This window comes from Sedimentibacter hydroxybenzoicus DSM 7310 (assembly GCF_013403245.1).
Lineage (GTDB): Bacteria > Bacillota > Clostridia > Tissierellales > Sedimentibacteraceae > Sedimentibacter > Sedimentibacter hydroxybenzoicus.
Window position 1 is genome coordinate 74,429 of record NZ_JACBNQ010000012.1, and the last position, 24,222, is coordinate 98,650.

Here is a 24,222-nt window from a genome sequence, read left to right on the forward strand (position 1 = left end):
ATCCTATTCTTCATTTACTATATTTGATTCTATTATAACCGGCAGATTTAAGCTTGTAAGCTGCTTGAAAAAACGCCTCTGTATTTCCGTGCTCACAAATGCCGACGTAAAGCTGATTCTCAATTTATTTTCATAAGAACATACACATGCCTGCAGTTTGTTTGTACTGACAAATATGTCAAATGATGATATGAACTGCTTGATTTCATCCGGAACTACAACCTTTCCCACATTTGACAATGTTGATGTATAGCTTCTGTCTACAATGCTGTTGGCTATCTTTAAGGCTATATCCTTTATGCCGAGGGGGATTGCCCTAAGCAAGAAATTGTGCTCTAAGGATGAAAGGTTGTTTATTCTTTTAGCTAATATTTCCTCAGTAAGATTTTCCTCAAATTCTTTTTTCAAATGCTCAATCACTTCTCTTAAATCACTGCTTCCGGATGCAAAATTGTAGCTTACGTTGATAACTCCAAAAAAATTTCTTGCGGTTTCCGAATAAAAATAATTTCTTAAATTAACCGGAATACTTAAAACAACTGACCTCTTTTTATGTCTGATTGGTATTTCTTCATTTATGGCACACATCAAAATTGCCGCTAAAAAAATTGTCAGAGATGTATTATATTCCTTTGCCTTTTGTATTATAGCATCTACGGGGACAATTCCTTCAATTACACTTATTCTGTATTCCGGAATTTTCATTCCACGAAGCTTATATGCTGTGACGTTTTTCTTTTTAGCACCTACAACCGTAGAGGAATAATATTTTTGAAAGCTGTCATCCATTTTCTGAGCCACCGACGCTTCTATATCCAAGTGAGGAATTTTGTCTTTAAATTTATATTCATATTTTATGATTATATAATGAAAAACAAGGGTCTTAAAAAACTGAAGAGCTCCTGCTCCGTCAGACAAAGCGTGGTAAACCTCAAAGCTTATCCTTTTTTTATAATACATAACCCTAAAAAGTAATGTTTTATTGTTTTTATCATATAGAGGTGAGCATGGCGGAAGATTCTCCTCCATTACCACCGGCTTAAAATGACTCATTTCAAAATAATACCAAAATAAGCCGCTTTTAATTATTGATTTATATAACGGAAATGCATCTACCGTTATATTTAACGCATTCTGCAGCGCATTTTTATCGACATTATCATATAGCTCACATGCAAATCTGAAAACCTTCGTGTCACTTTTCTTACTGTTGGGCGGAAAAATTTTAGCTGCGTTATCTAATTTTTTCCAATCCGTTACTTTCTTATTTTTCAATTGTTTCACCCCGTTGTCTGCTGAGAAAACTGTTTATAATTTCATAGCTTAATCTAACCTGAGGAAATCTCAAGGGTAGAGCAAAATAACCGTGAAGTGCATCCTTAACCCTGTATATTGAAACATAATTTCCTGCCTCTCTAAGCATTTTACCGTACTCTTCCCCCTCATCCCTGAGCGGACAATATTCTGCCGTTATAATAAGTGTATCCGGCTGTTCTGATAAATCCTTTGCCAGTAAAGGTGCAAAATATGGACTTTCTAAATCTTCTTTTTTGCTTATATATAAGTCCATATAGTCATTAATTCTTTTAGAAGTAAGCAAATAATCTGTTCCATAATCATGAACCGATTGAAACGTTGAAGTTTCGCTGTGGTCATTACATGTTGCCGGATAAATTAATATTTGGCTGTCAATCTTAAATTCGTTGCGTTCCTTCGCTAAGAGAGACAAACAAGCCGCTAAATTTCCTCCGGCACTGTCACCTATCAGCGTAACCTTTCCGTTGTTAATTTCTTTGTTTGTAATAAAAAGCTTTGCAACCTGATAGCAATCCTCCAATCCTGCCGGAAAGGGATTCTCCGGTGCAAGCCTATAATCTACTGACACTACCTTGTGATTTGTCATTTTGGCCATATTGGCACAAACTTTACTATAGCTGTCAATATTACCTGCAACCCAACCGCCGCCATGGAAAAATAATAGAACAGGAAAATCACCCTCTCCCTCAGGCGAAAAAATTCTTACGGGAATAGCATGCCTGCCGGAATCAACGGCACAATCCCATGTATTGTATAAGGGCTTTAAAGATTTATTAGCTAAATTAACTAAATTTCTATATTGTAAATAATTTTTCTTTATATCAAACTCTCTGTAGGATATAGCTTTTAACGCTGCTCTTACTACTTTATTTATAGCCATAATAACCTCAATTTATTAATTTACATTATTATATCATAAGTGCAAGCCGCTTATCGTCTTGCTTCACACCGATATATGCATTATATATATATATAACATATGTGTCCACTAATATTTGAATTTCTAACTATAATTTTAATTTCAGTAATCTGTTGACATTTTAAACTATTATATTTACAATATTATGTAAGTATAATATAGAAGAGGAGGAAACAATATGCAAAAATACGTTTGTGATGCATGTGGTTATGTATATGATCCTGCAGAAGGAGATCCTGATAACGGTATAGCACCTGGAACATCTTTTGATGACCTTCCGGAAGATTGGGTATGCCCGTTGTGTGGAGTTGGTAAAGACGAATTTTCACCGGAATAAATTGTAAAAGACTGTGAGCTTCCCCCCTTTTGAAGCTCACAGTCTTTATCAGTAATTGGATTATTCGGTTTTTTCAACTTGGGATGCCTGTATACTCAAGTTCTTATCAGATATGTTATAAGTTATAATAATTGTTATACCATCATCGTTGCTTATATTAAACCTATACATAATGCAATAAATATAATTAAGCAAAACCCAAGCACAGGTACAAAAACAAATATACCTGAATTTGATGATCTTATTGAATGCATATCGACAAAAGAGGAAACTGACCCTGACTCATTAATTCTAAATGAATTTTTGAGCAATCTAAGGACGCTTTCCCCTTCAGAACGTGCGGTATTTAATTTATATGCCGAAAACAATACGGCTAAGGAAATTGCTGAAAAGTTGTTCTTAAGCATTAATACCATAAAAACTCACACTAAGCATATTTACGCCAAGCTAAACATAAAATCAAAGGATGAGCTTTTGCTTTATGTTGAAATGCTTAAGGAATCAGGTAAAAAAATTATATGATTGTGCCGCCGCCGATAACAATATCCCCGTCATAAAATACAACGTGTTGACCGGGAGTTATGGCTCGTTGCTTATTAATAAATTCAACCAATATTCTATCATCGTCAACCGGGTACAGTAATGCCTCCGTTTCTTTTTGGCTGTATCTGGTTTTTACTGTTGCACTCATTGTTTGAGTCAATTTTTCAATAGCAATCATGTTAATATCTACTGCTGTCAGCCTGTTTTTATAAAGTTCTTCTTCACTTCCCAGAGTAACAGTATTTGTATCTTTGTGCTTATCAATTACATACGCAGGCTTGCCAAGAGCAATACCGAGTCCTTTTCTCTGACCTACGGTGTAATGAATAATGCCCTTATGCTCACCCACCGGCTTGCCCTGAGTGTCTATGAAGCTGCCTTTTTTAGATTCAACACCCATTTTATTCTCAAGGAATCCCGCATAATCTCCATCCTGGACAAAGCATATATCCTGACTGTCCGGTTTCCTTGCATTAATCAGATTTTTTTCTTCGGCGATTTTACGAACCTCAGATTTGCACATACCGCCTAAGGGCAGTAATGTTCTTGATAAATCGTGCTGCGTCAATACGTACAATACATAGCTTTGATCCTTGGATTCATCGACTGCCTTTTTTAACAGATATCTTTTGCTTACATTGTCAAATTCTATTTGGGCATAATGACCGGTTGCAATATAATCTTTTTCCATCAACATTGCCCTTTGAATAAGCTTGCTGAATTTAATGTATCTGTTGCAGTCGATACAAGGATTGGGAGTACTTCCCGATTCATAGCTTCTTGCAAATTTTTGAATTACTTCATCCTTGAAGGTTTCCTTAAAATTAAACACAAAATGTTCTATCCCCAATTTATGACACACTCTTCTTGCATCCTCCACATCCTCCAAGGAACAGCAGGTTCTTGTTCTGCAAGATGTTAAAATATCTTCGTTGTCAAATAATTTCAATGTTGCTCCGCATATATCATAGCCCTGGTCTCTAAGCAATACTGCCGCAACAGAGCTATCCACTCCGCCACTCATAGCTACCATAACTTTTTTATTCATGTTTTTCTCCTTTAAAAAAACAGGACAATATTGTCCTGTTTAAATTGTAATTACAAATTATTATATAGCTAATGATTTTTAATGTCAAACAGTTAGTTATCATCCAATTCGGCTTTTTTCTTTTTTTCTTTTCTTTCAATGAGGGAAGCAAACAATACTCCAACCTCAAACAATAAAATCATAGGTACTGCAAGCAGTATTTGCGTTATAACCTCAGGCGGAGTAAGTATTGCCGCTACAATAAATATAATTAATATTGTGTATTTTCTGTTTTTCTTTATGAAGCTTACGCTTATGATACGGAATCTTGTCAGTATAACCATAATTATAGGCAGCTCGAATATAATTCCGAATGATAAAAGAGTATTTATTACAAAGGTCAGATAACTGCTGAAGCTTATCATCTCTTCGATTTCTTCAATCTGGAATCCCATGAAGAATTGAAGCATTATCGGAAGTACTACTAAAAATGCAAACACTACTCCTGCTATGAAAAATATCCCCCCTACAAACAACGAGGTAGCTATAGTCCTTTTTTCTTTTTTTTTCAGACCGGGACTTACAAAAATCCATATCTGCAAAATCAAAAACGGAGCAGACACTACAAAGCCGCTTATAACGGCAATTTTAACGTATGACAATAAAAGCTCTGCCGGAGCAATAAATACAAAATTTATATTTGGAGCTATATCAATTATATACCTGACTATCACCTCAGAAAAATTATAGCTTACAAATACTGAAACAATCAAAACAACACTTGAATATATTAACCGCTTTCTAAGCTCTGTCAAATGCTCAACCAAGGTTAAGCTTTTCGCATCATCCTTTTCCTGTTTCTTACGCATCATTATCACCTTCTATATTAATATAATTCTTCTATTGATTTAATTATGCAATACAACACATGATTTACAGGTGTAGGTATATTAAGTTTTTTACCCATTTCAATAACTGTTCCGGCAAAGTAATCAACCTCTGTTTTTCTTTTCGCCTCAACATCCTGAAGCATTGAAGTCCTACCGTTCGGTGAAAAGCCGCTCATCAAGGTTACAAATTCCTCTATGTCTTCTTCCCTTAAATCAATGTCAGATGATTTTGCAATTGCCAAAACCTCCATCATTGCTTCTTTGTATAATGTTAAATTAGTATCTATACTCGTTATTTTTCCATAAGGAGCTCTTGTTATTGCTGTTATCTGATTAGCTCCCACATTAAGCATGAACTTCTTCCAGATTGTGCGTATCATGTCAGGAAATACAATATTCTCTATACCCGCTTTGTTAAAGCAATCAGAGACAGCTTGTACATCTTGGGATATTGTGGTATTGTCTGCTTCACCAAAATGTATTACTCCGTCAACCGTATTGGTTACTCCTTCTTCCGACCTCTGAGCATCAATCTTCATAGACAATCCGTAAAGAACCTTGTTTTCGGGATATGCAGCATGAATTCTTGACCTTGCTGTTACTCCGTTTAGAAGTGTAATTAAAATTGTTTCCTTGCCGACAAAATCTTTCACATCATCTATTGCTTGTGCCAATTGATAATTCTTTACACAGAATATTATCAAGTCAATTTTTTTATTTAAATCACCGTTTGAAATAATCTCCGGATAAAATGTTTTGCCGTTCAGGGTAAAACCATCTTTTTTTAGCTTTTCCTTTCTGCTCTTATCAGCAATAACCGCAAAATCTGAACCGTATGTGTTATACAATAAATTTCCGTAAACTGTTCCAACAGCACCCATTCCAATTAATGCAACCGATTTTATCTTCATTTTCATACCTCTTTGTTAAATTATAACTAAATTAAATGTCACATGCCTCTATATGTGACATCAAAACCTATTCCATTATAACGGAATTAAATATATTATGCAATGCAAATAACCATACTTTTGACTTAAATCAAATAAATATAATTTGAAATCGTATATAATAGGTTATAATAGAAAAACGGAGGTATGTTTATGAAAAAATTAACATTGCAATTAGAAGAGCTTGGTTGCCCAAGCTGCGTGAAGAAAATCGAAACAGCATTGAAAAAACAGAATGGTGTAACTGAGGTAAGCGTATTATTCAACTCAAGCAAGGCAAAAATTGAATACGATGAAGAAAAAATCGATCCTGACAATATATCCAAGGTTGTGACAAATCTAGGTTATGAAGTATTAAACTCAAGGTAAGCAGATGACCCAAATCTCTGATTTGGTGTCAGTCGCTTATCCTGAACGATAGTGAAGGATCTCGTATGACAAACGATGAGATCCTTCACTGCGTTCAGGATGACAGAACAGACAGCGATTAAGAATTAAGCACACTGACAGAGACCCGTTCGCTTTTGTTAGCGAACGGGTCCCAAAATCAAATCAGGCATTACTAAGTAATTTTTTTACGTAATTAGGTAATGCAAAGCAGCCTTTATGCAGCTCCGTATCATAATACCTCGTATCAATTTTAATTGAATTCCACCATTCCTCATTTAAATCCTTAACAGGGTCATATTTTTTAGAAGCGAATCCAAACAACCAATGCCCCGAGCCGTATGTCGGTATGTGTGCCTGATATACCCGTGCTATAGGAAACACTTCCTTGATTTTTTTGTGAGCTTTTTGCATTGCTTCCTGTTCTCTTTTGTAATATGGGCTTTCATGCTGATTAACCAATATCCCGTCTTCTTTTAAGGCTTTAAAGCAATTTTCATAAAATTCCTTTGTAAAAAGCTCTACACCGGGTCCTATTGGGTCCGTAGAATCAACAATGATTAAATCGTATTCATTTTCTTTGGTTTTAACAAATTTAAGACCATCCTCAAAATACAATTTAACCTTTTCGCTATTTAACCTTGAAGCGGTAAAGGGCAAATACTCCATAGAAATATCCACAACCTTTTTGTCGATTTCAACCATTTCAATCTTCTCCACCGAGTTATATCGTGTAAGCTCTCTTACCGTTCCACCATCTCCGGCGCCTATAACCAATATATTTTTTATATTTTGATTTACAGCCATAGGAACGTGAGTTATCATTTCATGGTATATGAATTCATCCTTTTCTGTAAGCATAACAAAATCATCTATTATCAACATCTTGCCAAACTCCGGTGTTTCAAATACATCAATCTTTTGAAAATCACTTTGTTCACTTACAATATGTCTGTCTACTCTTATTGAAAACCTAACATTCTCTGTATGTTCTTCAGTAAACCATAACTCCATTAATTGTCCTCCTGAAAAATATTCATACCGCTAAATATTTCTATCATTTCTTTCCTCAAGTTATCAGAAATCTCTAATCTTTTCCTGGGCGGAAGTTCAAACACATCCTTATTAAATAAATAATTTTGCAAATCAATATCCTTAATAAGCATTTTTGTATGAAATGTATTTGCCTGAAAAACATTTATATCAATAGCATCATATTTTTTTAATGTTTCTCTATCTATATAATCTTGTATTGATTTTATATCATGATCAATAAAGAACTTCTTACCATTTATATCTCTTGTAAATCCTCTGACACGATAATCTATAGTTATGATATCCGAATCAAAACTATTTATCAAATAATCCAGCGCATTAAGTGGAGATATTTGACCACATGTTGAAACGTCTATATCAACACGAAACGTGGAAATTGCATTTTCCGGATGATGCTCCGGATATGAATGTACGGTAACATGGCTTTTATCTAAATGTGCATGTATGGTTTCGTGTTCAAGCGATTTTTTACAAATATCCTTGCCAAGATTGCATGATTCATCAATTTCTTCGGGAGTTAATGCTCCCTCTGCTATTAAAATATTTACCGATGCTCCCTGCGGATCGTAATCCTGTTTAGAAATATTTAGAATATGCGCTCCGATTATATCGGTTACGTCGCATAAAATCTGCGTAAGTCGTTCAGAATTATACTGTTCGTCAATATATTCTATATACTCCATTTGCTCTCTTTCGCTTTTTGCATAACAAACATCATAAATATTAAAACTAAGCGATTTTGTAAGATTATTAAATCCATACAATGCCAGCTTTTTTTCCAACCCTAACACCACTACCTTTCTTTTTCTAATTTGTTTATCATTATAAACTATACATACTTCTATAGCAAGGTATAATTTAGCTTGATAAAAAACCAATAAATTGGTATCATTAGAAACAAAATAGCCAAGGGGGGAAATATGAAATCCTGTAGCCATTGTAATCACAAGGACCATTACTGTATTGATAATGTGCCTATTTTTCGAGATCTTCTTCCTGATGAAAAGGAAAGCATAATGAATTCATCGAATCAGAAAAACTTCAAAAAAGGAGAAATAATATTCACTCCCGGTGATTCCTTCGATGATTTGTTTGTTGTTAATAAAGGTATGGTTAAAATCTCCAAGGTTTCAAGTTTAGGAAAGGAACAAATTTTAAGAATTCTTAAGCCTGGAGATTTTATGGGGGAATTAACTCTATTCAGCAAATCAATATTAAGCAATACCGCGGAGGCGTTGGAGCAAACGGAAATTTGTATTATTCAAGGAAATAGAATCCGTCAGCTTTTAATTCAAAGCCCTGAAATAGCAATTAAATTTCTTCAAAAATATACGGAAAGAATTGAAGAAACGGAAGAATTGATTGAACAGATAGGACTTAGAGATGTCGAGCAAAGAATTGCCAATTATTTATTGATTGAAATAGAAAATAACCGGATTATTAACAATAATGGAAAATATGAAGTAGCTCTGCCTGTAAGCAAGGGCGATTTAGCGGCACTTATCGGTACTACTCAAGAAACATTGAGCCGCAAGCTTTCACTTTTTCAGGATAACGGATGGATAAAGCTTAAGGGTCAGAGGATAATTGAGGTTGCTGACATTAAAAGATTAGAGAGTATCAGATGATACTCTCAGGCTGCTGAAAAAGCCCCCCTGCATCGTTACCGTTCATCCGGTCAATCCTCACGTATGTCTAATACGCTGCGGTTGCCCGGCTTCCGGCGCCTTGCAGGATGAACTTTTTCAGCAGCCTATCATCTTGTTATTTTATACTTTTATTTTTGTCCAGCTGCCTTTTAAAAACCTCATATAATTTATAAATAACCTTAATACCTGATCAGTGCCAAATGCAAACCAGGCGCCAATCAATCCAAATCCTAAAGGATAACAAAACAGCCACGTAGCACCCGGTCTTACTAAGCCAATACTTAAAAATGATGTTATAGCTACAAATTTTGTATCACCCGCGCCTCTGAGTATTCCGCCTACAACTACGTTTGATGATTGTATTGGAGCCGTAGCTGCAATGGTGAGCATAATTGCCGCTCCTGCCGCTATCACGGCTGCATCATCTGTAAACAGAGATACAAGGAAAGATCCCCCAAACAAAAATATGAATACAAATATTAAGCCAACAGTCAAAGCTATCCTCTGAAGAGATTTACCGTATATGGTTGCCAAATCGGATCTTTTTGCACCTAAGCTCTGACCTACCAATGCAGATGCCGCAATCCCCAAACCATCACCAAATGCAAATGAAATACTCATAATATTCACACATATCTGATGAGTTGCATAGCTTATCATTCCTAAGCCGGCGACTAATTTATTTGTAGTGAAGAAGCCTACACGCATAAATACCTGCTCAACAAATGCACTGCTGCTAATACCTAAAACACTTGATATTATTTCCTTTTCTAATTTCCAAGATTGTTTTTTACGAAGCTCTAAAAATTCATGAGCAAATGTAATGGATTTTAATGAAAGTAAAAATCCTACAGTATTGCCTATGGCAGTAGCTATGGCTGCACCCGTAACACCAAGTTCAGGAAATCCTAAATGTCCTTTTATCAGCAAAAAATTAAAGAATAAATTCACCAAGTTTGCTGCTATGTTTGTTTTCATTGATATTTTTGTATTGCCCGCACCCCTTTGCGCAGCATTTATTGTTAAGCTTAAGGAAGTAAAAAAATTACCTACACAGATTATTCTAAAATAAGTTACCGCAATTTCCACTACTTCCTCTTGAGCACCGGCAAATACAATCAACGGTCTTGCATAAATAATACCCAGCACTGATAATATTAATGATAAAAAACCACATATAACTAATGATTGCCTTAACGCTTTGTTAGCATCCTCTCTGTTGTCTTCACCTTTTCTTCTGGCGACGACAGCAGTAACCCCTATATTTAAAGAAAATATAACTGCTAAAAGTATCAGCCTCGGTTGGGTGGTTATACCGACTGCTGAGATGGCAGCCGCTCCTAATGAGCCAACCATTATTAAATCTGCAGATGATATAAGCTGGACCAGAACAGCTTCTATCGCTGATGGCCACGCAACCTCTATTGCATTTTTATATACTTCTTTATCAGAAGGAATATCCCCAACAATCTGGTCTTGTCTCACCATAAATTTATTGGAATAAATACGCCCTAAAAATTTTGTCATTTCTTTCTCCTTTATTTCAATCCCAATTATATGTTACCTCTTTTATAATAATAATTCAATACGCATTATGTTACTGATAGATAATAAAAAACTGCCTAGTTATTCACACTAAGCAGCCTCTATTGCTTTTTATTAAAATTTTTAGGTTAAGGAAGCTCCGAATTCTTTACATCTGTTGATTGCATCTTCATCAGGATTCCAAAGCTCTTTTATTCCTTCTGATATTACTTCAAACTTACTTTCCTTTAGATCTTCCGTAACTATTTTTACCGCTTCTCCACTCCATCCGTAAGATCCAAATGCTGCAGCCTTTTTATCTGTAAACTTCAGCCCTTTTATCATTTCCAGCAAGCTTGCCACAGATGATAAAATCCCATTGTTGATTGTAGATGAACCGATGAGTATCATTTTGGATTTAAACACTTCGGTGATAATATCGTTTTTATCTCTTTTCGCACAGTTAAACAGTTTAATAGTTACGTCCTTATCCTTGCTTTTAATACCTTCTGCTATTGCTTCAGCCATTCTTCTTGTGCCGTCCCACATTGTGTCATAAATTATGGTTATTTGATTTTCTTTATAACTCTTCGCCCATTCAACATATTTATTAACTATCTGCAGAGGATTATCTCTCCATATAATTCCGTGACTTGGGCAAATCATACTGATTGGTATGTTTAGTGCAACAACTTCCTCAATTTTGCTTACAACAAATTTACTGAAGGGAGTAAGTATATTTGCATAATACTTAAGAGCTTCAGTAAACAATTCTTCTTGGTCTACCTTATCATTGTACATCAATTCGGACGCATAATGCTGACCAAAAGCATCATTGCTGAAAAGTATATTTTCTCCTGACATATACGTCATCATAGAATCCGGCCAATGCAGCATTCTTGCTTCAACAAAGACTAATTTATTTTTACCTATGTCAAGAGTATCACCGGTTTTTACCTCAACAAAATTCCAATCCTGATGATAATGTCCCTTTATTATTTTAACTCCGTTTTTAGTACAATAAATAGGCGTATCAGGTATTTCTCTCATTAAATCGACCAATCCACCGGAATGATCCACTTCGTTATGATTCATAATTATGTAGTCAATTTTGTTTAAGTCAATTTCTTTTTTTAGATTTGCAACAAATTCCTTTGAAAATGGCTTCCACACGGTATCAATTAAGACCGTTTTCTCATCCCTTATTAAGTACGAATTGTAAGATGATCCCTTGTGTGTTGAGTACTCATCTCCATGAAATCTGTTCAGTTCCCAATCAATTTTTCCTATCCAGCTTACAGTATCTGTTAATTTAAACATATTTGCACCTCCCGATTTCCATTTATATTAAATATATATCAAATGATTAACTATTACAACATTTTAATCATTACAGATATCTTTTTTCCAAGTTCTCCAAAACATCAACATAATATTTTTGTGTTCCCTTTTTTTCTGCTTCGAGCTCAAATGCTTCTGTTTTTAAATTAATTTCATCAATAATCTCTTTAGGAAGATTTGTTTCTCCAAATTTATAAACCGCATCGTTTTCTTTAGCAATATGTCGTTTCAACAGATGAGTATATCCTACCGCATTACTTATTATGTCAAGCTTACTTTCCTCATCTCCGTTTTTAACTCTTTCCAAGGCATCTCTCAGATCACTCATATACAATCTTCCTAAATCGTGCTCTACAAGCATGCCGTGAGTTATTAAGTTTTCACCTAACTTTCCCAGCTTAGTTTGCATTTCCTTAAACAAGAATTTTTCTTCTTTACCGTGATGATGTTCATCAGCATAATTTTTTATAAATTCAATCATTTTATAAAAATCATCGTAATTTATATCTTCACCCTTCATCACTTTGTAGCATGCTTTTCTCACAACATTCAACATTCTAAGTATATAATCATGCTCCATTACCATTACTTGCACACTGTTCATACTTTTAACTCCTTGAAATTTTATATGTATCATCACTTATTTTTTCATATTTGATATTTGATGGATTTAACAATCCTTTAATGAATTCATCTCTAAGCATGTAATAGATTTTTATATCTCCCTTTGCTTCACTCCAGTATTTGCTGTGTACGCATTCATATCTTTTCCAAACAACTTCATTTTCATCTTGATTTACAACAGCATTTACATGGTCGCAGGGCATTCCGTCCAATAGCGTATCGTTTACGGCCTTAAATGCTTCCTCTATCTGCGAATTACTGTTTAACGGCGAGTAGTTCTCTCCGTTTCTAAAGAAAATTTCCTTGATTTTTTCAACCGAATCAGATGTTTTGCTAAGCAATGCGGTCACTGCAAAAGCAAGTTTTGTTTCAACCTTTGATACTTGGTTCTGAAGCCATCCATGAATATTTCCTACATCAATAACCTCATCTAATGGCTTTAAATCTCCGTCACCATATTTTTCACACAAATTTTTTTTAAAATATGTGTCATCCGTCAAAGCTAATATATCTTCAACTATATTATTTTGAATTTTAATTTTATTGTATAGCCAAAAATGTATTGGTCCTAAAAAAGCGCTCATTTGTGCATCCCCTTTCCTCTGGTAAAATAATGAGCATGATATATCATGCTCATTATATCATGCTCATTGTTTTACGTCAATTTATTCATTATTGTTCAGAATTCTGAAAATTATTCAATCTCTGAAGCAATTCGTCCACGTTAAATCCATGTACCATCGCAGCATCTTCGATTGATTCCATTTGGGATGAAGGGCATCCTAAGCAATGCATTCCTGCACCCATCAATATTTCCGCGAATCCCGGATTGATTTGCAATATTTCACCTATATACATGTCTTTTGTAATTTCCTTTGCCATAAAAACCTCCTTATTACGTTTGATAATCAATTGATGTGTAATTGTTAAGCAATTGATTAGCTATTGACTTCAAAACCTCTTTTATTGTTACCAATTAACCTAAAAATATTTTTAAATCGTCTTCTACAGTTCCTATACCTGCTATTCCAAAGTTTTTAACCAATACGTCAGCTACGTTTGGTGATAAGAATGCCGGCAATGTCGGTCCTAAGTGAATATTTTTAACTCCTAAATACAACAGTGCAAGCAATACAATAACAGCTTTTTGTTCATACCATGCAATGTTAAATGCCAGTGGTAATTCATTGATATCCTCTAATCCAAACACTTCTTTTAATTTTAATGCTATGAGAGCAAGAGAGTATGAGTCGTTGCATTGTCCTGCGTCCAGTACTCTAGGAATACCTCCGATATCTCCCAATTCCAATTTATTGTATTTGTATTTAGCGCATCCTGCCGTTAAAATAACTGTATCATCCGGAAGTGCTTTAGCAAAATCAGTATAATAGTTTCTTGATTTCGCTCTTCCGTCACATCCCGCCATTACGAAGAATTTCTTAATTGCTCCTGATTTAACTGCATCTACAACCTTATCTGCTAAAGCAAATACCTGTTCATGAGCAAAGCCGCCAACTATTTCGCCTGTTTCAATTTCTGTAGGCGCAGAGCATTTTTTTGCAAGTTCGATTATTTCCGTAAAATCTTTCTCTGAACCTGTAACACCTGCTATATGCTTACATCCAGGATATCCTGAAGAACCTGTTGTAAACAATCTGTCCTTGTAACTTTCTCTTGGAGGCACTATACAGTTTGTTGTCATTAAAATAGGTCCGTTGAATGATTCAAATTCTTCTTTTTGCTTCCACCAGGCATTACCGTAGTTACCAACTAAATTCTTATATTTTTTAAGATGTGGATAGTAGTGAGCAGGAAGCATCTCTGAGTGAGTATAAACATCTACTCCTGTTCCTTCTGTTTGCTTCAACAGCTGTTCCAAGTCTCCCAAATCATGTCCTGATATTAATATACCCGGGTTTTTACCAACTCCTATATTTACTTTCGTAATTTCCGGATTTCCGAATGTACTTGTATTAGCTTTATCCAGCAACGCCATTGCAGATACTCCGATTTTCCCTGTTTCTAATGTTAAAGCAACTAAATCATTTACATCTAAGCTGTTGTCTAAAAGCTTTGCCAATGCAGATTGCATAAATGTATTTACTTCTGAATCATCATATCCTAACACATTTGCATGCTTCATATATGCTGACATACCTTTCAGCCCGTAAGTTATAAGCTCTCTTAAGCTTCTTACATCTTCGTTTTCTGTTGCCAACACACCTACTTCATCCGAATTTGCTTTGACTTCAAATTCAGTCTCTGCATCTGCAGTCCATAAAGCTGCTTCTGATAAGTTTGTACTGTTATCTAGTTTATTTAATAAGTCATTTTTAACTTTTAGTGTCATTTTAATTCTATCATTAAACACGCTGTCATCAAAATTTGCATTTGTTATGGTTGTAAATAAGTTAAGAGTTACTAAATGATCTACATCTGATGAAATCTCTTTGCCTTCTTTTCTTAATTTTGAAGCAACTTCCGATAATCCCTTAGATGTATAAATCAATAAATCTTGTAAATTTGATGTTTCAGGCGATTTACCGCATACTCCTACCTTAGTACAGCCGGCACATCCCGCTGTTTCCTGACATTGATAACAAAACATTGCATTTTTCATTAATCTTCCTCCAAAACTTTAATCATATTTTAATTTTTAATTTTTGTCTGTCCTTTATAGTTATATTAAAACATACGCCCTGTAATTTCTGTAACATTTGTTACAATGTTTGATTGTTATATATCTATTTTTCTAATACCCTGATAATAAAATTATAAACATTCAATAATTGCCGGCCATTTAACGATATAAATATTCTGATATTGCTTTATTGACATCATGTTATATTTAATGTATTGTTTAGTTAAGCTAATTTTAAATATTGGAAATCGGAGGTACTATGGATTTTAAACACGAGAAAAGCAGAATTTATCTGGAAAATGAAGACGGCAATTGTATAGCTGAGGTTACATTTCCCGAAGTATCAAATGATAAGGTTAATGTAAATCATACATATGTAGATCGTTCCTTGAGAGGTCAAGGGGTTGCTGATAAGCTTATGACCGCATTAGCTTTAGATTTAAGAAAAAACAATAAAAAAGCAACGGCAACTTGCTCGTATGCAGTCGATTGGTTTGAAAAACACCAGGATTTCGAAGATGTGTATAAATAAAAACAAATTTACAAAACAATTTATATGTGTTATTGACTATAAGACAGAAACTTTGTCATAAGGAAAGATAAGTAGAAGAACGATAAAAAGGATTTGTGCACATTCACAAATCCTTTTCTATATTTTCACTGTTCACTGTTCATTGTTATATGCATCCATCAGAAAAATCCGAATGGCATATTATTTCAATTTCATCATTTCTTAACAACTTAATGATATGTTGTTCTATTTCTTCAGGTGTAATATTTGGAGCAAATCTCGCCACCACATTACCGCCTTTATCTACTAAAAACTTAGTGAAATTCCACCTGATATCATTTTGTTCTAAATCAGGCGTAAATTGTTTTACCTTTTCATAAAATTCTACAGTTTCTTTGTTTCTATATTCTTCTGCCTGAGTTTTTAAGTATTTATACAATGGTTCCTGATTTTCTCCGTTTACATCTATTTTAGAAAACTGCTTAAACGCAACACCGAAGCTTAATTTGCAGAAGCCTACTATTTCCTCATTGGTTCCAGGTGCCTGACCTAAAAACTGATTGCTTGGAAAATCTAATATTTCAAATCCTTCAGGTTGAAATTTATCATAAAGGTTTTGTAACCCGTCATACTGAGGAGTGAACCCGCATCCTGTAGCCCCGTTAACTATCAATAATACTTTTCCTTTATAATCTGATAAAGATATATCTTTATATTCTGCATCTTTTACAATAAAATCATATAACATAAATTCCTCCTATTGGTAAATTATTTATATTTAATATACCCTCATTTTATTATTTAAAGCATATTTTTTTGATATCCGATTTATAAATATGGTACAATATGTACAACAAACATTAAATAGGAGTTTATAATGATAACAATTTTAAAAAATGCTAAAATATATGTGGATAAAGGAAATTTCCAGGAAAGCATACTGATAGATAATGGGATAATAAAGGAAATTGGAACTAATGAATACATATCAAAATTTGGGGCTGATAAAGAAATTGATCTTTGCGGAAAAACTGTACTTCCTGGGTTAAACGACAGCCATATGCACCTTTTGGCAACAGGTGAAGCTATGTCGTTATGTGATTTGACACAATGCAGATCAATTGATGAAATTATAGAAACATCCAAACGGTTTTTAACAAACAATACAAATCCAAATATTATAGTCGGAAGAGGCTGGAATCAGGATAACTTTGCAGCAGGTGAAAAAAGAATATTAAACCGTTTAGATCTGGATAAAGTATCAACAGATATTCCCATAATTTTCAAAAGAATATGCGAGCACGTAGCGACAGTTAACAGTAAGGCACTAAAAATGCTAAACATTGACGAAAGTACATTCGTCGACGGCGGAGAAATTATTATCGGAAGTGACGGCAAACCGAACGGTATATTAACGGAAAATGCCATTTCACTTACTGACGCAATTATTCCTACAAAAACTGATGCTGACAGAGAAAAAGAATTTTTAAAAGCTGCTGAATATGCTGTAAGCGTTGGCTTAACATCTGTTCAATCAAATGACGTCATCAATGGCAATCATAGAGATATATTCAGAATACTTCATAACATATATGATAACAAGAAAACGAAACTAAAATACGATACACAGTTCAACTTCCAAAATATCAATTATTTTAATGAATATCTTGAAACAGAATTTAAAACCGGAACTTATGACGGGAAATTCCTGTCTAAAGGTGCGTTGAAGCTTTTCAAGGATGGATCCTTAGGCGGAAGAACCGCACTTATGTTAAATGACTACCATGATGAACCGGGAATTAAGGGTGTCGCTGCACTAAGCGATGATCAATTGGAGGAAATGTGTTATGCAGCAACATCCCATAATATAAGGGTGATAACTCATGCCATAGGTGATGGCGCTATCGAAAGTGTTATTAAAGCTTATGAAAAAACTATTGATAAGCGCAACAAAAATAATTCTCTTCGGCATGGAATCGTGCATTGCCAGATAACCAACAAAAATCAGCTTAAAAGAATCGCAGAATTAAATATAAGCGTTATGTATCAACCGATATTCTTGGACTGTGATACTAAAATAGTTGAGCAAAGAATAGGAAAAGAATTGGCTTCTACATCTTATGCCTTTAATACGCTAAACAAACTATGTGTACCAATAAGCTTCGGAACGGATTCTCCCGTTGAAAATTGCAATCCATTTCCCAACATTTATTGTGCAGTAACAAGACAAAGATTAGACGGTACACCTATTGGAGGATATGTACCTGCCGAAAGATTAAGCGTAGAAGATGCCATAGACATTTATACCGCCGGAAGCGCTTATAATGAATTTAAGGAGAGCATTAAGGGTAGATTGTATAAAGGTTATGCTGCGGATTTAGTAGTGTTAAATACAGATATTTTTACTATTGATCACAACGAAATAAAAAATATTAAAGTAGATTTAACCATGATTGACGGTGAAATAGTTTTTGAGCGGAAATAACCGCTCATTTTTTTACATATCTTTATGATTTTAGAAACCTCCCTTTTAACTTCCAAACCTTAATTAAATTTTTTTTATTTTTTTGTCATAGTATTAAAATTAACGAATATTTTTTTTTTTTATTATAGTATTTTTTTCGTTATATTGCAGAAAATAAAATGTAAGTGAAAAATATGCTGCCGTTAAAAAATATTGTCTTAGCCAACAATTGAAAAATCAACCTTTTATTAATAAACGTATAATATTGTTATGTATTCTAATATTATTAAATTGAAAAATTTGTCGGATTCTAATTTGTTACATAATTAACCGTTATTTAAAATTTCGTAATATTTGAGAGTCAAAGTACTTAGAATCATAAAATATTGTCGGATATTTTTGTACAAATTTCAAAATGTTACTTTATTTATCATACTTATGAACTTTTTTTCATTTTAATTGTGTTGTGCATATGTTTTCATAATGTTATAATTAGAAAACGTTATATTTCGTAATAACATATTTTATACGTTATAACGCATTTATTTTAAATTACTAAATTTTTTTTACTACAAGGAGGAAACATGGAACAAATTATGGCGGTAAATGATTTTATTAACGGTATTGTGTGGGGACCACCAATATTGGTATTAATCGTTGGAGCAGGACTATTTTTATCTGTAAAAACAGGATTTTTCTCAATAACCAAATTAGGTTATATCTTAAAAAACACCCTTTTCAAGATGTTTGCAAAAGGCGGAGAAGGCGAAGGCGAAGTAACACCATTCCAGGCAGTTGCAACAGCACTTGCTGCAACAGTCGGAACAGGTAACATCGCCGGTGTTGCAACCGCAATCGCAGCCGGAGGACCCGGAGCTATCTTCTGGATGTGGCTGGCGGCTATTCTTGGTATGACAACAAAGTTTGCTGAAGTTGTTTTAGCCGTTAACTTCAGAGAAAAGACAGAAGACGGACGTTTTGTCGGCGGACCTATGTACTATATAGAAAATGGACTTAAATGGAAGTGGTTGGCTGTATTGTTTGCTATATTCGGAGGATTTGCGGCATTCGGTATAGGTAACATGGTTCAGTCTAACTCAGTTGCAGATGCTTTAGAAACTTCTTTCGGCATTGCTCCATGGATGACAGGAGTTGTGCTAGCAATTTTAACTGCATTGGTAATCATCGGCGGTATAAAGAGAATCGGTGCTTTCACTGAAAAGTTGGTTCCTTTCATGGCTGCAGTTTACATTCTTGGCGGATTGGCAATTTTAGTTATTAATATAGCTAAAATTCCGGCGGCAGTTGGATTAATATTCTCAAGCGCATTTACAGGTCAGGCGGCAGTTGGTGGATTTGTAGGTGTAGGTATAAGGCAAGCAATCAGATATGGTATTGCTCGTGGAGTATTTACTAACGAAGCAGGTTTAGGTAGTTCTCCTATAGCTCATGCGGCGGCAACTACGGATCATCCGGTACGTCAGGGACTTTGGGCAGTATTCGAAGTATTTATGGATACTATTGTTATTTGTTCAATCACTGCATTAGCAATTATCACTTCAGGTGTTTGGCAAACGGGCGCAACAGGTGCGGCTCTTACTACAGAAGCATTTGGTGCAACTTTACCTGGCGGTGGATATATAGTTTCTATCGGTATCGTATTGTTTGCTTTCTCAACAATAGTTGGTTGGGAATACTACGGCGAAAGATGTGCCGAGTACTTATTCGGACCTAAAGTAATTATGGTATATAGAATTTTATGGATACCTTTCGTAGTTGTAGGTGCAATAGGCGGTCTTGGATTTATTTGGAGTTTAGCTGATACATTAAACGGCTTAATGGCAATTCCTAACTTAATAGGTGTTGTGTTCTTAAGCGGTACAGTATTCAAGCTTACTAAAGAATTCTTTGCAAAAGAAAAACTTTCAGAAAAATAATATAATGACTCAAAAAGGTTGGAGCAAAAAACTCCAACCTTTTTTAATTCTTCGAAGCAACATTGGAGTTTTGGGGGTATAATTAAAATTCTATGGAATTATTATGAATATCAACTAAGTATTTTTTGCAATTTCCTTTAAATCTATTGATTATCAGAGATTCGATGTCTTCCATAGCATTGTATAAAGATGAATCCTTCTCATATTCAAATCCGACAAGCTGGAAAAATATATCAGAGCTGTCAAGCGTAATTTTCCCCAATTCACTTTGTCTCCAAACCCATTTTAAAGTCTGAACAACATTGCCGCTTGTAAAAACTAATTCATTTTCCTGTACATCTTCATACTCTTCACAGCCAAAAGGTAAAAATATATCTCCCTTCCTACTGAAACGAACCTCTAAATCCTCATGTATATCCTTCAAATCGTGACCTCCCAGGGATATACCCTGCTCTATAGAAATTGCATTGCAAAGGTCAACAAGAGCATTAATAACAGGCAGCCGGCCTCCCTTGATAATTCTTTTAAACATCGCTTCCACTGATGGAGGATACTTATTTGGATTAATTCCCGTCTCAGTCATAACCTCTCTGTAATTCTTCACATTGTGCAGTTCTCTTAATTGCTCCTGACTTACTTCATTTCTCATTTTGTTTTCCGCATTTCTTAATCTTCGTTCATCCTCATCAGAGGTTTCTGAATTAATAATATTATGTCCTACTATTATCCCGAACTTAATATTCGGCTTTAATTTAAATATTGATTTATCAATTGTATATTTCATTTTATCACTCCTCGTTTGTCTTTTAAAAAATATTATACCAATAATACCATAATCAAGCAATTACCTATTTAAATTATTTAGTCGGAATATTTTTTTACAAATTGAAAATAATAATATTGGAGGTGTTTCATATGAATTTTACGAATAAAGAAAGAACTTTACTAGAGGATCAAAAAAATCATGAAAAAATCTGCGTCCTAAAATATTCCAATTATGCAGACTTAACAACAGACCCACAGCTTAAAAGCATTTTTAAACAAATCGGTCAAACCGAGCAGGAGCATTATAATACCATTGAACAGCTTTTAAACGGACAAATGCCTCAAATGCAGCAATCAGGTCAAGGTGGTTCACAACAAAGCAGCGGCGGTCAACAATCCGGTTCTCAGGCACAGGGTTCCGGTCAAGGCGGTTCACAGCAAAGCGGCAGTCAGAATCAAGCGCAATCTATGCAGTATCAATCAAGCTTTATACCGCAAAATCAATCTTCAGGATACAATACATCCGATAAGGATTTATGCACGGATTTGCTTATGACTGAAAAATACGTTTCAGGAGCGTACGATACTGCTATCTTCGAATTCAGAGATCCGCAGGTTAGAAACATTTTGAATCATATTCAAAAAGAAGAGCAACAGCACGGCGAGACATTATATAAATATATGGCAAGCAAAGGGATGTATCAGGCACGGTAAATGCAGAAGTGGTTTAGCCGGCGAGCTAAACCACTTTTTCTGTTTTATTTTCAGCGACCTACTATATGAAAATATGTTGTACCAGAACCATATACACCACGGTTCCCGCACCAATACTCAATAAAGTATTTTCCTTCCACAAATGCAAAGCAGCAATTATCAAAATGGATATTCCCTCCGGCATACCATAAGGTGATGCGTTTAAATTTACTTCCTTTAAGCAATAAACCACCAATATTCCAATCGCAGCATAAGGCAATACCTTTCCTAAATAGCTTATATATGGACCTTCACTTTTACGGGAAAATAAAAAAAACGGTAAAAATCGTGTAGATGCAGTTGCTAAAGCCACTACCACCAATATAGTTAAAGCTTGAAATGTTGTCATTCAGCCTCATCCCCTTCTATTTTATTTTTCATAATTGTTAATAATATCAAGATTACAATCATTGAAGGAATTATAAAATTATTCGGACCGAAAATAATTAAACAAGCAATTGAGCTTAGTACTCCGATGATAGCGGGAATATGCTTCTTTTGACTTTTCCATTGACTGATAAATATCACTACAAATAATGCCGTCAAAGCAAAATCCAGACCCTTCGTATTGAACGTCATCATATTGCCAAGCAGGCTGCCCATTGCGGTTCCCAGCGCCCAATAGCAATAATTAAGCAAAGATATAAAAAACATGAAATAGCCTTTATCCACACCTTCTTTTGGTTCTGCGGCACACAATACAGAAAAAGTTTCATCACTCATCCAATATATTATAAATGGTTTTAACTTGCCTGTATCTTTTATCTTATTCATTAAGGATAAACCGTAAAATATATGTCTTGCGTTTACCATCAAGGTTAGAAATAAAGCATATATCGGATTAAATACAGATGTAAGAAATGTAATCGCAACATATTGCGCTGATCCGGCATAAACTATTAAACTCATAAGCAATGCCCATATTACTCCATAGCCTTTGCTGTTCATTATTATGCCGTAGGCGGCACCCAAAAATATGTATCCTGTCATAATTGGAATGGTGTGAGGAAATGCCTCTAACAATGCTTTTTTCTTTTCTGTCAACTTAACTCCCCCTAATTAGTTATATTGACTTATTTTATATGAACGGCAGCCTTATTTCAAGAAAAAAATAAGTATACTGTAAGTACAATAAAAAATACCTAAATGAGCTTTAAGTATTTTTTATTGTATTTAAGATTTTTTTTCTTCGCCATTATCACTCATATCTATTTTTATTTCTTCCGTAACCTTATTTGCTTGCTTTTTAAAATTTCCAAAGGCATCTCCCAAGGACTTGCCTATTTCAGGAAGTTTAGCAGGACCAAATATAATCAATGCAATGGCTAAAATTAAAACAAGCTCCATAGGACCAAGTCTTCCCATGTTCTTACCTCCGTTTAACATAAATTTAACTATGAAATATCATCAACATAACAAGCTGGACAGGCAGGGGATTTCTCCCCTGTCAGATTGATGACAAAGTCATCAAGATGATAGGCTGTTGAAAAAGTTCATCCTGCAAGGCGCCGGAAGACGGGCAACCGCAGCGTATTAGACATACGTGAGGATTGACCGGCGCAGCGGCAACGAAGCAGGGGGACTTTTTCAGCAGCCTGACAGGGGATTTCTCCCCTGTTTATTATTATGCTAATTCAGCATTTAAGAGTTCAACCATTTTTTTAGTAACGTCAGCTGCTACACCTGCACAACGTGTTTTTCTTTCGTCACTTCCCATTGCAAAGCCTGTTTTCTCCATAAATTTACCAACTGAATCCGCACATAGAATTGAATCGGCAACAGTCGTATCTAATGTCATATCAGGTTGATAAATCGGAAGTTCTGCTCCTCTATACCAATTTTCTAATTCAACTAATACTTTTTTTGACGTATCAGGGTCACAAACTGCTCCTATACATACTGCCGCAACACCTAACGAACCGCATAATGCCGCTTGTTGATATCCTGCGCCTGCATTTACAAACATTGCTGTTGGATATTGATTATATGGATATCCAACTTCTTCCGCTAATATTCTGAAGAACCCTTCAGCAACACCGCTGCCTCAGCCACCCTTTTCTTTATATCCAATAAAAGCTGCTGCCTCTGCCTTAGCAGGATCGATTTTCTTGTACGGAAACGGATGTTGTGGTTCTTGTGATGTATCAACAGCTGCTGGTGCCGGTTGAGAACATCCTGTTAGCAATCCGCCTAATGAACCTACTACTGCTACACTTGCCGCAGTATAACCCATTCCTTTGAGAAAATCCTTTCTTGAAATTTGTTTGTTTTCTGACATATTTAATCTCCTTAATATAAATTTATGTAATTAAGAAAAACTTTTACATGTCTATATTATACTACTTGTCTTATTTTTGTTCAAGTATTATTTATGTCATTTGTCAATAACTGTTGCAAATATAATGTATACACTAATCTTAACTTTTTATTAACAATTTATAAATTATAGAAAACGCTCTTATAGTATAAAATATAACAAATTATACTTTAAGATAAAAATAACAAACTTACTCTATAATCAAAATTGTAGCGATGATGCTTCACAGAGTCAATTTGCTGACTCTGCTTTTTTATATAGAATAATATT

Annotated in this window: 27 protein-coding genes and 1 pseudogene; 8 read left to right on the forward strand and 20 right to left on the reverse strand. The window is 34.7% G+C overall.

Annotation, left to right across the window (positions count from 1 at the left end):
• Window positions 1-3: 3 nt before the first annotated feature.
• Complete coding sequence (locus HZF24_RS11260) at window positions 4-1,275, reverse strand: hypothetical protein (protein ID WP_179238421.1); 1,272 nt, start codon at window positions 1,273-1,275, stop codon at window positions 4-6.
• Window positions 1,265-2,197 carry an alpha/beta hydrolase gene (locus HZF24_RS11265; protein ID WP_179238422.1) on the reverse strand — a complete coding sequence of 311 codons (933 nt, stop codon included), beginning with the start codon at window positions 2,195-2,197 and terminating at the stop codon, window positions 1,265-1,267. The genes HZF24_RS11260 and HZF24_RS11265 overlap by 11 nt, the downstream gene beginning before the upstream one ends.
• A 217-nt stretch (window positions 2,198-2,414) precedes the next feature.
• Between HZF24_RS11265 and rd the strand changes: the two genes are divergently transcribed.
• Together rd and HZF24_RS19250 are read left to right on the forward strand one after the other, a co-directional pair.
• On the forward strand, window positions 2,415-2,573 hold the full coding sequence (gene rd / locus HZF24_RS11270; protein ID WP_179238423.1) for a rubredoxin: 159 nt from the start codon (window positions 2,415-2,417) through the stop codon (window positions 2,571-2,573).
• 78 nt (window positions 2,574-2,651) lie between these two features.
• Window positions 2,652-3,095, forward strand: coding sequence for a response regulator transcription factor (locus HZF24_RS19250; protein WP_218835294.1), 444 nt, complete (start codon window positions 2,652-2,654; stop codon window positions 3,093-3,095).
• On the opposite strand, the gene mnmA is transcribed toward HZF24_RS19250, so the two are convergent.
• The 3 genes from mnmA to HZF24_RS11290 all read right to left on the reverse strand — a co-directional run bounded on the left by mnmA (window position 3,088) and on the right by HZF24_RS11290 (window position 5,944).
• Window positions 3,088-4,164, reverse strand: a complete 1,077-nt coding sequence (gene mnmA / locus HZF24_RS11280; protein ID WP_179238424.1) for a tRNA 2-thiouridine(34) synthase MnmA — start codon at window positions 4,162-4,164, stop codon at window positions 3,088-3,090. The two genes, HZF24_RS19250 and mnmA, sit on opposite strands and share 8 nt — an antisense overlap.
• Window positions 4,165-4,256: 92 nt before the next feature.
• The gene (tatC, locus tag HZF24_RS11285; RefSeq protein WP_179238425.1) at window positions 4,257-5,015 is read right to left on the reverse strand and encodes a twin-arginine translocase subunit TatC; all 759 of its coding nucleotides are present in this window, start codon (window positions 5,013-5,015) and stop codon (window positions 4,257-4,259) included.
• A 14-nt stretch (window positions 5,016-5,029) separates the two neighbouring features.
• On the reverse strand, window positions 5,030-5,944 hold the full coding sequence (locus tag HZF24_RS11290) for a ketopantoate reductase family protein (RefSeq protein ID WP_179238426.1): 915 nt from the start codon (window positions 5,942-5,944) through the stop codon (window positions 5,030-5,032).
• A gap of 192 nt (window positions 5,945-6,136) precedes the next feature.
• Between HZF24_RS11290 and HZF24_RS11295 the strand changes: the two genes are divergently transcribed.
• Window positions 6,137-6,352 (forward strand): heavy-metal-associated domain-containing protein, encoded by a 216-nt coding sequence (locus HZF24_RS11295; protein ID WP_179238427.1) that lies wholly within the window; start codon window positions 6,137-6,139, stop codon window positions 6,350-6,352.
• A gap of 183 nt (window positions 6,353-6,535) precedes the next feature.
• Here HZF24_RS11295 and speE read toward each other — a convergent pair whose 3' ends face one another.
• Both speE and speD read right to left on the reverse strand, forming a co-directional pair.
• Window positions 6,536-7,384, reverse strand: a complete 849-nt coding sequence (gene speE / locus HZF24_RS11300; RefSeq protein WP_179238428.1) for a polyamine aminopropyltransferase — start codon at window positions 7,382-7,384, stop codon at window positions 6,536-6,538.
• Complete coding sequence (gene speD / locus HZF24_RS11305; RefSeq protein ID WP_179238456.1) at window positions 7,384-8,220, reverse strand: adenosylmethionine decarboxylase; 837 nt, start codon at window positions 8,218-8,220, stop codon at window positions 7,384-7,386. Before speD ends, speE begins: the two co-directional genes overlap by 1 nt.
• Before the next feature lie 126 nt (window positions 8,221-8,346).
• Here speD and HZF24_RS11310 point away from each other — a divergent pair, with 126 nt between their 5' ends.
• The gene (locus HZF24_RS11310; protein ID WP_179238429.1) at window positions 8,347-9,054 is read left to right on the forward strand and encodes a Crp/Fnr family transcriptional regulator; all 708 of its coding nucleotides are present in this window, start codon (window positions 8,347-8,349) and stop codon (window positions 9,052-9,054) included.
• 141 nt (window positions 9,055-9,195) lie between these two features.
• Here HZF24_RS11310 and HZF24_RS11315 read toward each other — a convergent pair whose 3' ends face one another.
• The 6 genes from HZF24_RS11315 to hcp form a co-directional block, all read right to left on the reverse strand.
• Window positions 9,196-10,602 (reverse strand): MATE family efflux transporter, encoded by a 1,407-nt coding sequence (locus tag HZF24_RS11315; RefSeq protein WP_179238430.1) that lies wholly within the window; start codon window positions 10,600-10,602, stop codon window positions 9,196-9,198.
• 141 nt (window positions 10,603-10,743) lie between these two features.
• Window positions 10,744-11,919 carry an anaerobic nitric oxide reductase flavorubredoxin gene (locus HZF24_RS11320; RefSeq protein WP_179238431.1) on the reverse strand — a complete coding sequence of 392 codons (1,176 nt, stop codon included), beginning with the start codon at window positions 11,917-11,919 and terminating at the stop codon, window positions 10,744-10,746.
• Between the two features lie 70 nt (window positions 11,920-11,989).
• Window positions 11,990-12,544: a hemerythrin domain-containing protein gene (locus HZF24_RS11325; protein ID WP_179238432.1), complete on the reverse strand. Its 555-nt coding sequence runs from the start codon at window positions 12,542-12,544 to the stop codon at window positions 11,990-11,992.
• Window positions 12,545-12,548: 4 nt separating this feature from the next.
• Window positions 12,549-13,148: a hypothetical protein gene (locus HZF24_RS11330; RefSeq protein WP_179238433.1), complete on the reverse strand. Its 600-nt coding sequence runs from the start codon at window positions 13,146-13,148 to the stop codon at window positions 12,549-12,551.
• A gap of 88 nt (window positions 13,149-13,236) precedes the next feature.
• Window positions 13,237-13,446 (reverse strand): DUF1858 domain-containing protein, encoded by a 210-nt coding sequence (locus HZF24_RS11335; RefSeq protein WP_179238434.1) that lies wholly within the window; start codon window positions 13,444-13,446, stop codon window positions 13,237-13,239.
• Window positions 13,447-13,540: 94 nt separating this feature from the next.
• The gene (hcp, locus tag HZF24_RS11340; RefSeq protein WP_179238435.1) at window positions 13,541-15,184 is read right to left on the reverse strand and encodes a hydroxylamine reductase; all 1,644 of its coding nucleotides are present in this window, start codon (window positions 15,182-15,184) and stop codon (window positions 13,541-13,543) included.
• A 280-nt stretch (window positions 15,185-15,464) separates the two neighbouring features.
• Here hcp and HZF24_RS11345 point away from each other — a divergent pair, with 280 nt between their 5' ends.
• A complete protein-coding gene (locus HZF24_RS11345) occupies window positions 15,465-15,737 on the forward strand; it encodes a GNAT family N-acetyltransferase (protein WP_179238436.1) in 273 nt (90 codons plus the stop codon).
• 145 nt (window positions 15,738-15,882) lie between these two features.
• On the opposite strand, the gene HZF24_RS11350 is transcribed toward HZF24_RS11345, so the two are convergent.
• Window positions 15,883-16,464, reverse strand: coding sequence for a glutathione peroxidase (locus tag HZF24_RS11350; protein ID WP_179238437.1), 582 nt, complete (start codon window positions 16,462-16,464; stop codon window positions 15,883-15,885).
• A 129-nt stretch (window positions 16,465-16,593) separates the two neighbouring features.
• On the opposite strand from HZF24_RS11350, the gene HZF24_RS11355 reads away from it, so the two are divergent.
• Together HZF24_RS11355 and HZF24_RS11360 are read left to right on the forward strand one after the other, a co-directional pair.
• Window positions 16,594-18,201, forward strand: coding sequence for an amidohydrolase (locus tag HZF24_RS11355; protein WP_179238438.1), 1,608 nt, complete (start codon window positions 16,594-16,596; stop codon window positions 18,199-18,201).
• A 563-nt stretch (window positions 18,202-18,764) separates the two neighbouring features.
• Window positions 18,765-20,117 (forward strand): alanine/glycine:cation symporter family protein, encoded by a 1,353-nt coding sequence (locus HZF24_RS11360; protein ID WP_179238439.1) that lies wholly within the window; start codon window positions 18,765-18,767, stop codon window positions 20,115-20,117.
• Between the two features lie 82 nt (window positions 20,118-20,199).
• Here the strand turns inward: HZF24_RS11360 and HZF24_RS11365 are convergent, their stop codons facing one another.
• Window positions 20,200-20,901 carry a B3/B4 domain-containing protein gene (locus HZF24_RS11365; protein ID WP_179238440.1) on the reverse strand — a complete coding sequence of 234 codons (702 nt, stop codon included), beginning with the start codon at window positions 20,899-20,901 and terminating at the stop codon, window positions 20,200-20,202.
• 131 nt (window positions 20,902-21,032) lie between these two features.
• Here HZF24_RS11365 and HZF24_RS11370 point away from each other — a divergent pair, with 131 nt between their 5' ends.
• A complete protein-coding gene (locus HZF24_RS11370) occupies window positions 21,033-21,596 on the forward strand; it encodes a spore coat protein (RefSeq protein ID WP_179238441.1) in 564 nt (187 codons plus the stop codon).
• A gap of 61 nt (window positions 21,597-21,657) precedes the next feature.
• Here HZF24_RS11370 and HZF24_RS11375 read toward each other — a convergent pair whose 3' ends face one another.
• The 5 genes and pseudogenes from HZF24_RS11375 to HZF24_RS19050 form a co-directional block, all read right to left on the reverse strand.
• Window positions 21,658-21,984 (reverse strand): branched-chain amino acid transporter permease, encoded by a 327-nt coding sequence (locus tag HZF24_RS11375; RefSeq protein ID WP_179238442.1) that lies wholly within the window; start codon window positions 21,982-21,984, stop codon window positions 21,658-21,660.
• Window positions 21,981-22,679 (reverse strand): AzlC family ABC transporter permease, encoded by a 699-nt coding sequence (locus HZF24_RS11380; RefSeq protein ID WP_246346084.1) that lies wholly within the window; start codon window positions 22,677-22,679, stop codon window positions 21,981-21,983. The genes HZF24_RS11375 and HZF24_RS11380 overlap by 4 nt, the downstream gene beginning before the upstream one ends.
• A gap of 129 nt (window positions 22,680-22,808) precedes the next feature.
• Entirely contained in the window at window positions 22,809-23,000 is a 192-nt protein-coding gene (locus HZF24_RS11385) for a Sec-independent protein translocase subunit TatA/TatB (protein WP_179238443.1), read from the reverse strand.
• Between the two features lie 259 nt (window positions 23,001-23,259).
• Window positions 23,260-23,655 (reverse strand): annotated as a pseudogene (locus HZF24_RS19045) (C-GCAxxG-C-C family (seleno)protein); the annotation flags it as partial.
• 24 nt (window positions 23,656-23,679) lie between these two features.
• The gene (locus tag HZF24_RS19050; RefSeq protein WP_246346086.1) at window positions 23,680-23,913 is read right to left on the reverse strand and encodes a hypothetical protein; all 234 of its coding nucleotides are present in this window, start codon (window positions 23,911-23,913) and stop codon (window positions 23,680-23,682) included.
• Between the last annotated feature and the right edge of the window lie 309 nt (window positions 23,914-24,222).

What these genes read in the sequence shown, in the direction of transcription:
- HZF24_RS11265 (WP_179238422.1), bottom strand. Translation starts at nt 2,197, where the DNA reads ATGGCTATAAATAAAGTAGTAAGAGCAGCGTTAAAAGCTATATCCTAC.
- rd (WP_179238423.1), top strand. Translation starts at nt 2,415, where the DNA reads ATGCAAAAATACGTTTGTGATGCATGTGGTTATGTATATGATCCTGCA.
- mnmA (WP_179238424.1), bottom strand. Translation starts at nt 4,164, where the DNA reads ATGAATAAAAAAGTTATGGTAGCTATGAGTGGCGGAGTGGATAGCTCT.
- tatC (WP_179238425.1), bottom strand. Translation starts at nt 5,015, where the DNA reads ATGATGCGTAAGAAACAGGAAAAGGATGATGCGAAAAGCTTAACCTTG.
- HZF24_RS11290 (WP_179238426.1), bottom strand. Translation starts at nt 5,944, where the DNA reads ATGAAGATAAAATCGGTTGCATTAATTGGAATGGGTGCTGTTGGAACA.
- HZF24_RS11295 (WP_179238427.1), top strand. Translation starts at nt 6,137, where the DNA reads ATGAAAAAATTAACATTGCAATTAGAAGAGCTTGGTTGCCCAAGCTGC.
- speE (WP_179238428.1), bottom strand. Translation starts at nt 7,384, where the DNA reads ATGGAGTTATGGTTTACTGAAGAACATACAGAGAATGTTAGGTTTTCA.
- HZF24_RS11310 (WP_179238429.1), top strand. Translation starts at nt 8,347, where the DNA reads ATGAAATCCTGTAGCCATTGTAATCACAAGGACCATTACTGTATTGAT.
- HZF24_RS11315 (WP_179238430.1), bottom strand. Translation starts at nt 10,602, where the DNA reads ATGACAAAATTTTTAGGGCGTATTTATTCCAATAAATTTATGGTGAGA.
- HZF24_RS11320 (WP_179238431.1), bottom strand. Translation starts at nt 11,919, where the DNA reads ATGTTTAAATTAACAGATACTGTAAGCTGGATAGGAAAAATTGATTGG.
- HZF24_RS11325 (WP_179238432.1), bottom strand. Translation starts at nt 12,544, where the DNA reads ATGAACAGTGTGCAAGTAATGGTAATGGAGCATGATTATATACTTAGA.
- HZF24_RS11330 (WP_179238433.1), bottom strand. Translation starts at nt 13,148, where the DNA reads ATGAGCGCTTTTTTAGGACCAATACATTTTTGGCTATACAATAAAATT.
- HZF24_RS11335 (WP_179238434.1), bottom strand. Translation starts at nt 13,446, where the DNA reads ATGGCAAAGGAAATTACAAAAGACATGTATATAGGTGAAATATTGCAA.
- hcp (WP_179238435.1), bottom strand. Translation starts at nt 15,184, where the DNA reads ATGAAAAATGCAATGTTTTGTTATCAATGTCAGGAAACAGCGGGATGT.
- HZF24_RS11345 (WP_179238436.1), top strand. Translation starts at nt 15,465, where the DNA reads ATGGATTTTAAACACGAGAAAAGCAGAATTTATCTGGAAAATGAAGAC.
- HZF24_RS11350 (WP_179238437.1), bottom strand. Translation starts at nt 16,464, where the DNA reads ATGTTATATGATTTTATTGTAAAAGATGCAGAATATAAAGATATATCT.
- HZF24_RS11355 (WP_179238438.1), top strand. Translation starts at nt 16,594, where the DNA reads ATGATAACAATTTTAAAAAATGCTAAAATATATGTGGATAAAGGAAAT.
- HZF24_RS11360 (WP_179238439.1), top strand. Translation starts at nt 18,765, where the DNA reads ATGGAACAAATTATGGCGGTAAATGATTTTATTAACGGTATTGTGTGG.
- HZF24_RS11365 (WP_179238440.1), bottom strand. Translation starts at nt 20,901, where the DNA reads ATGAAATATACAATTGATAAATCAATATTTAAATTAAAGCCGAATATT.
- HZF24_RS11370 (WP_179238441.1), top strand. Translation starts at nt 21,033, where the DNA reads ATGAATTTTACGAATAAAGAAAGAACTTTACTAGAGGATCAAAAAAAT.
- HZF24_RS11375 (WP_179238442.1), bottom strand. Translation starts at nt 21,984, where the DNA reads ATGACAACATTTCAAGCTTTAACTATATTGGTGGTAGTGGCTTTAGCA.
- HZF24_RS11385 (WP_179238443.1), bottom strand. Translation starts at nt 23,000, where the DNA reads ATGGGAAGACTTGGTCCTATGGAGCTTGTTTTAATTTTAGCCATTGCA.
- HZF24_RS19050 (WP_246346086.1), bottom strand. Translation starts at nt 23,913, where the DNA reads ATGTCAGAAAACAAACAAATTTCAAGAAAGGATTTTCTCAAAGGAATG.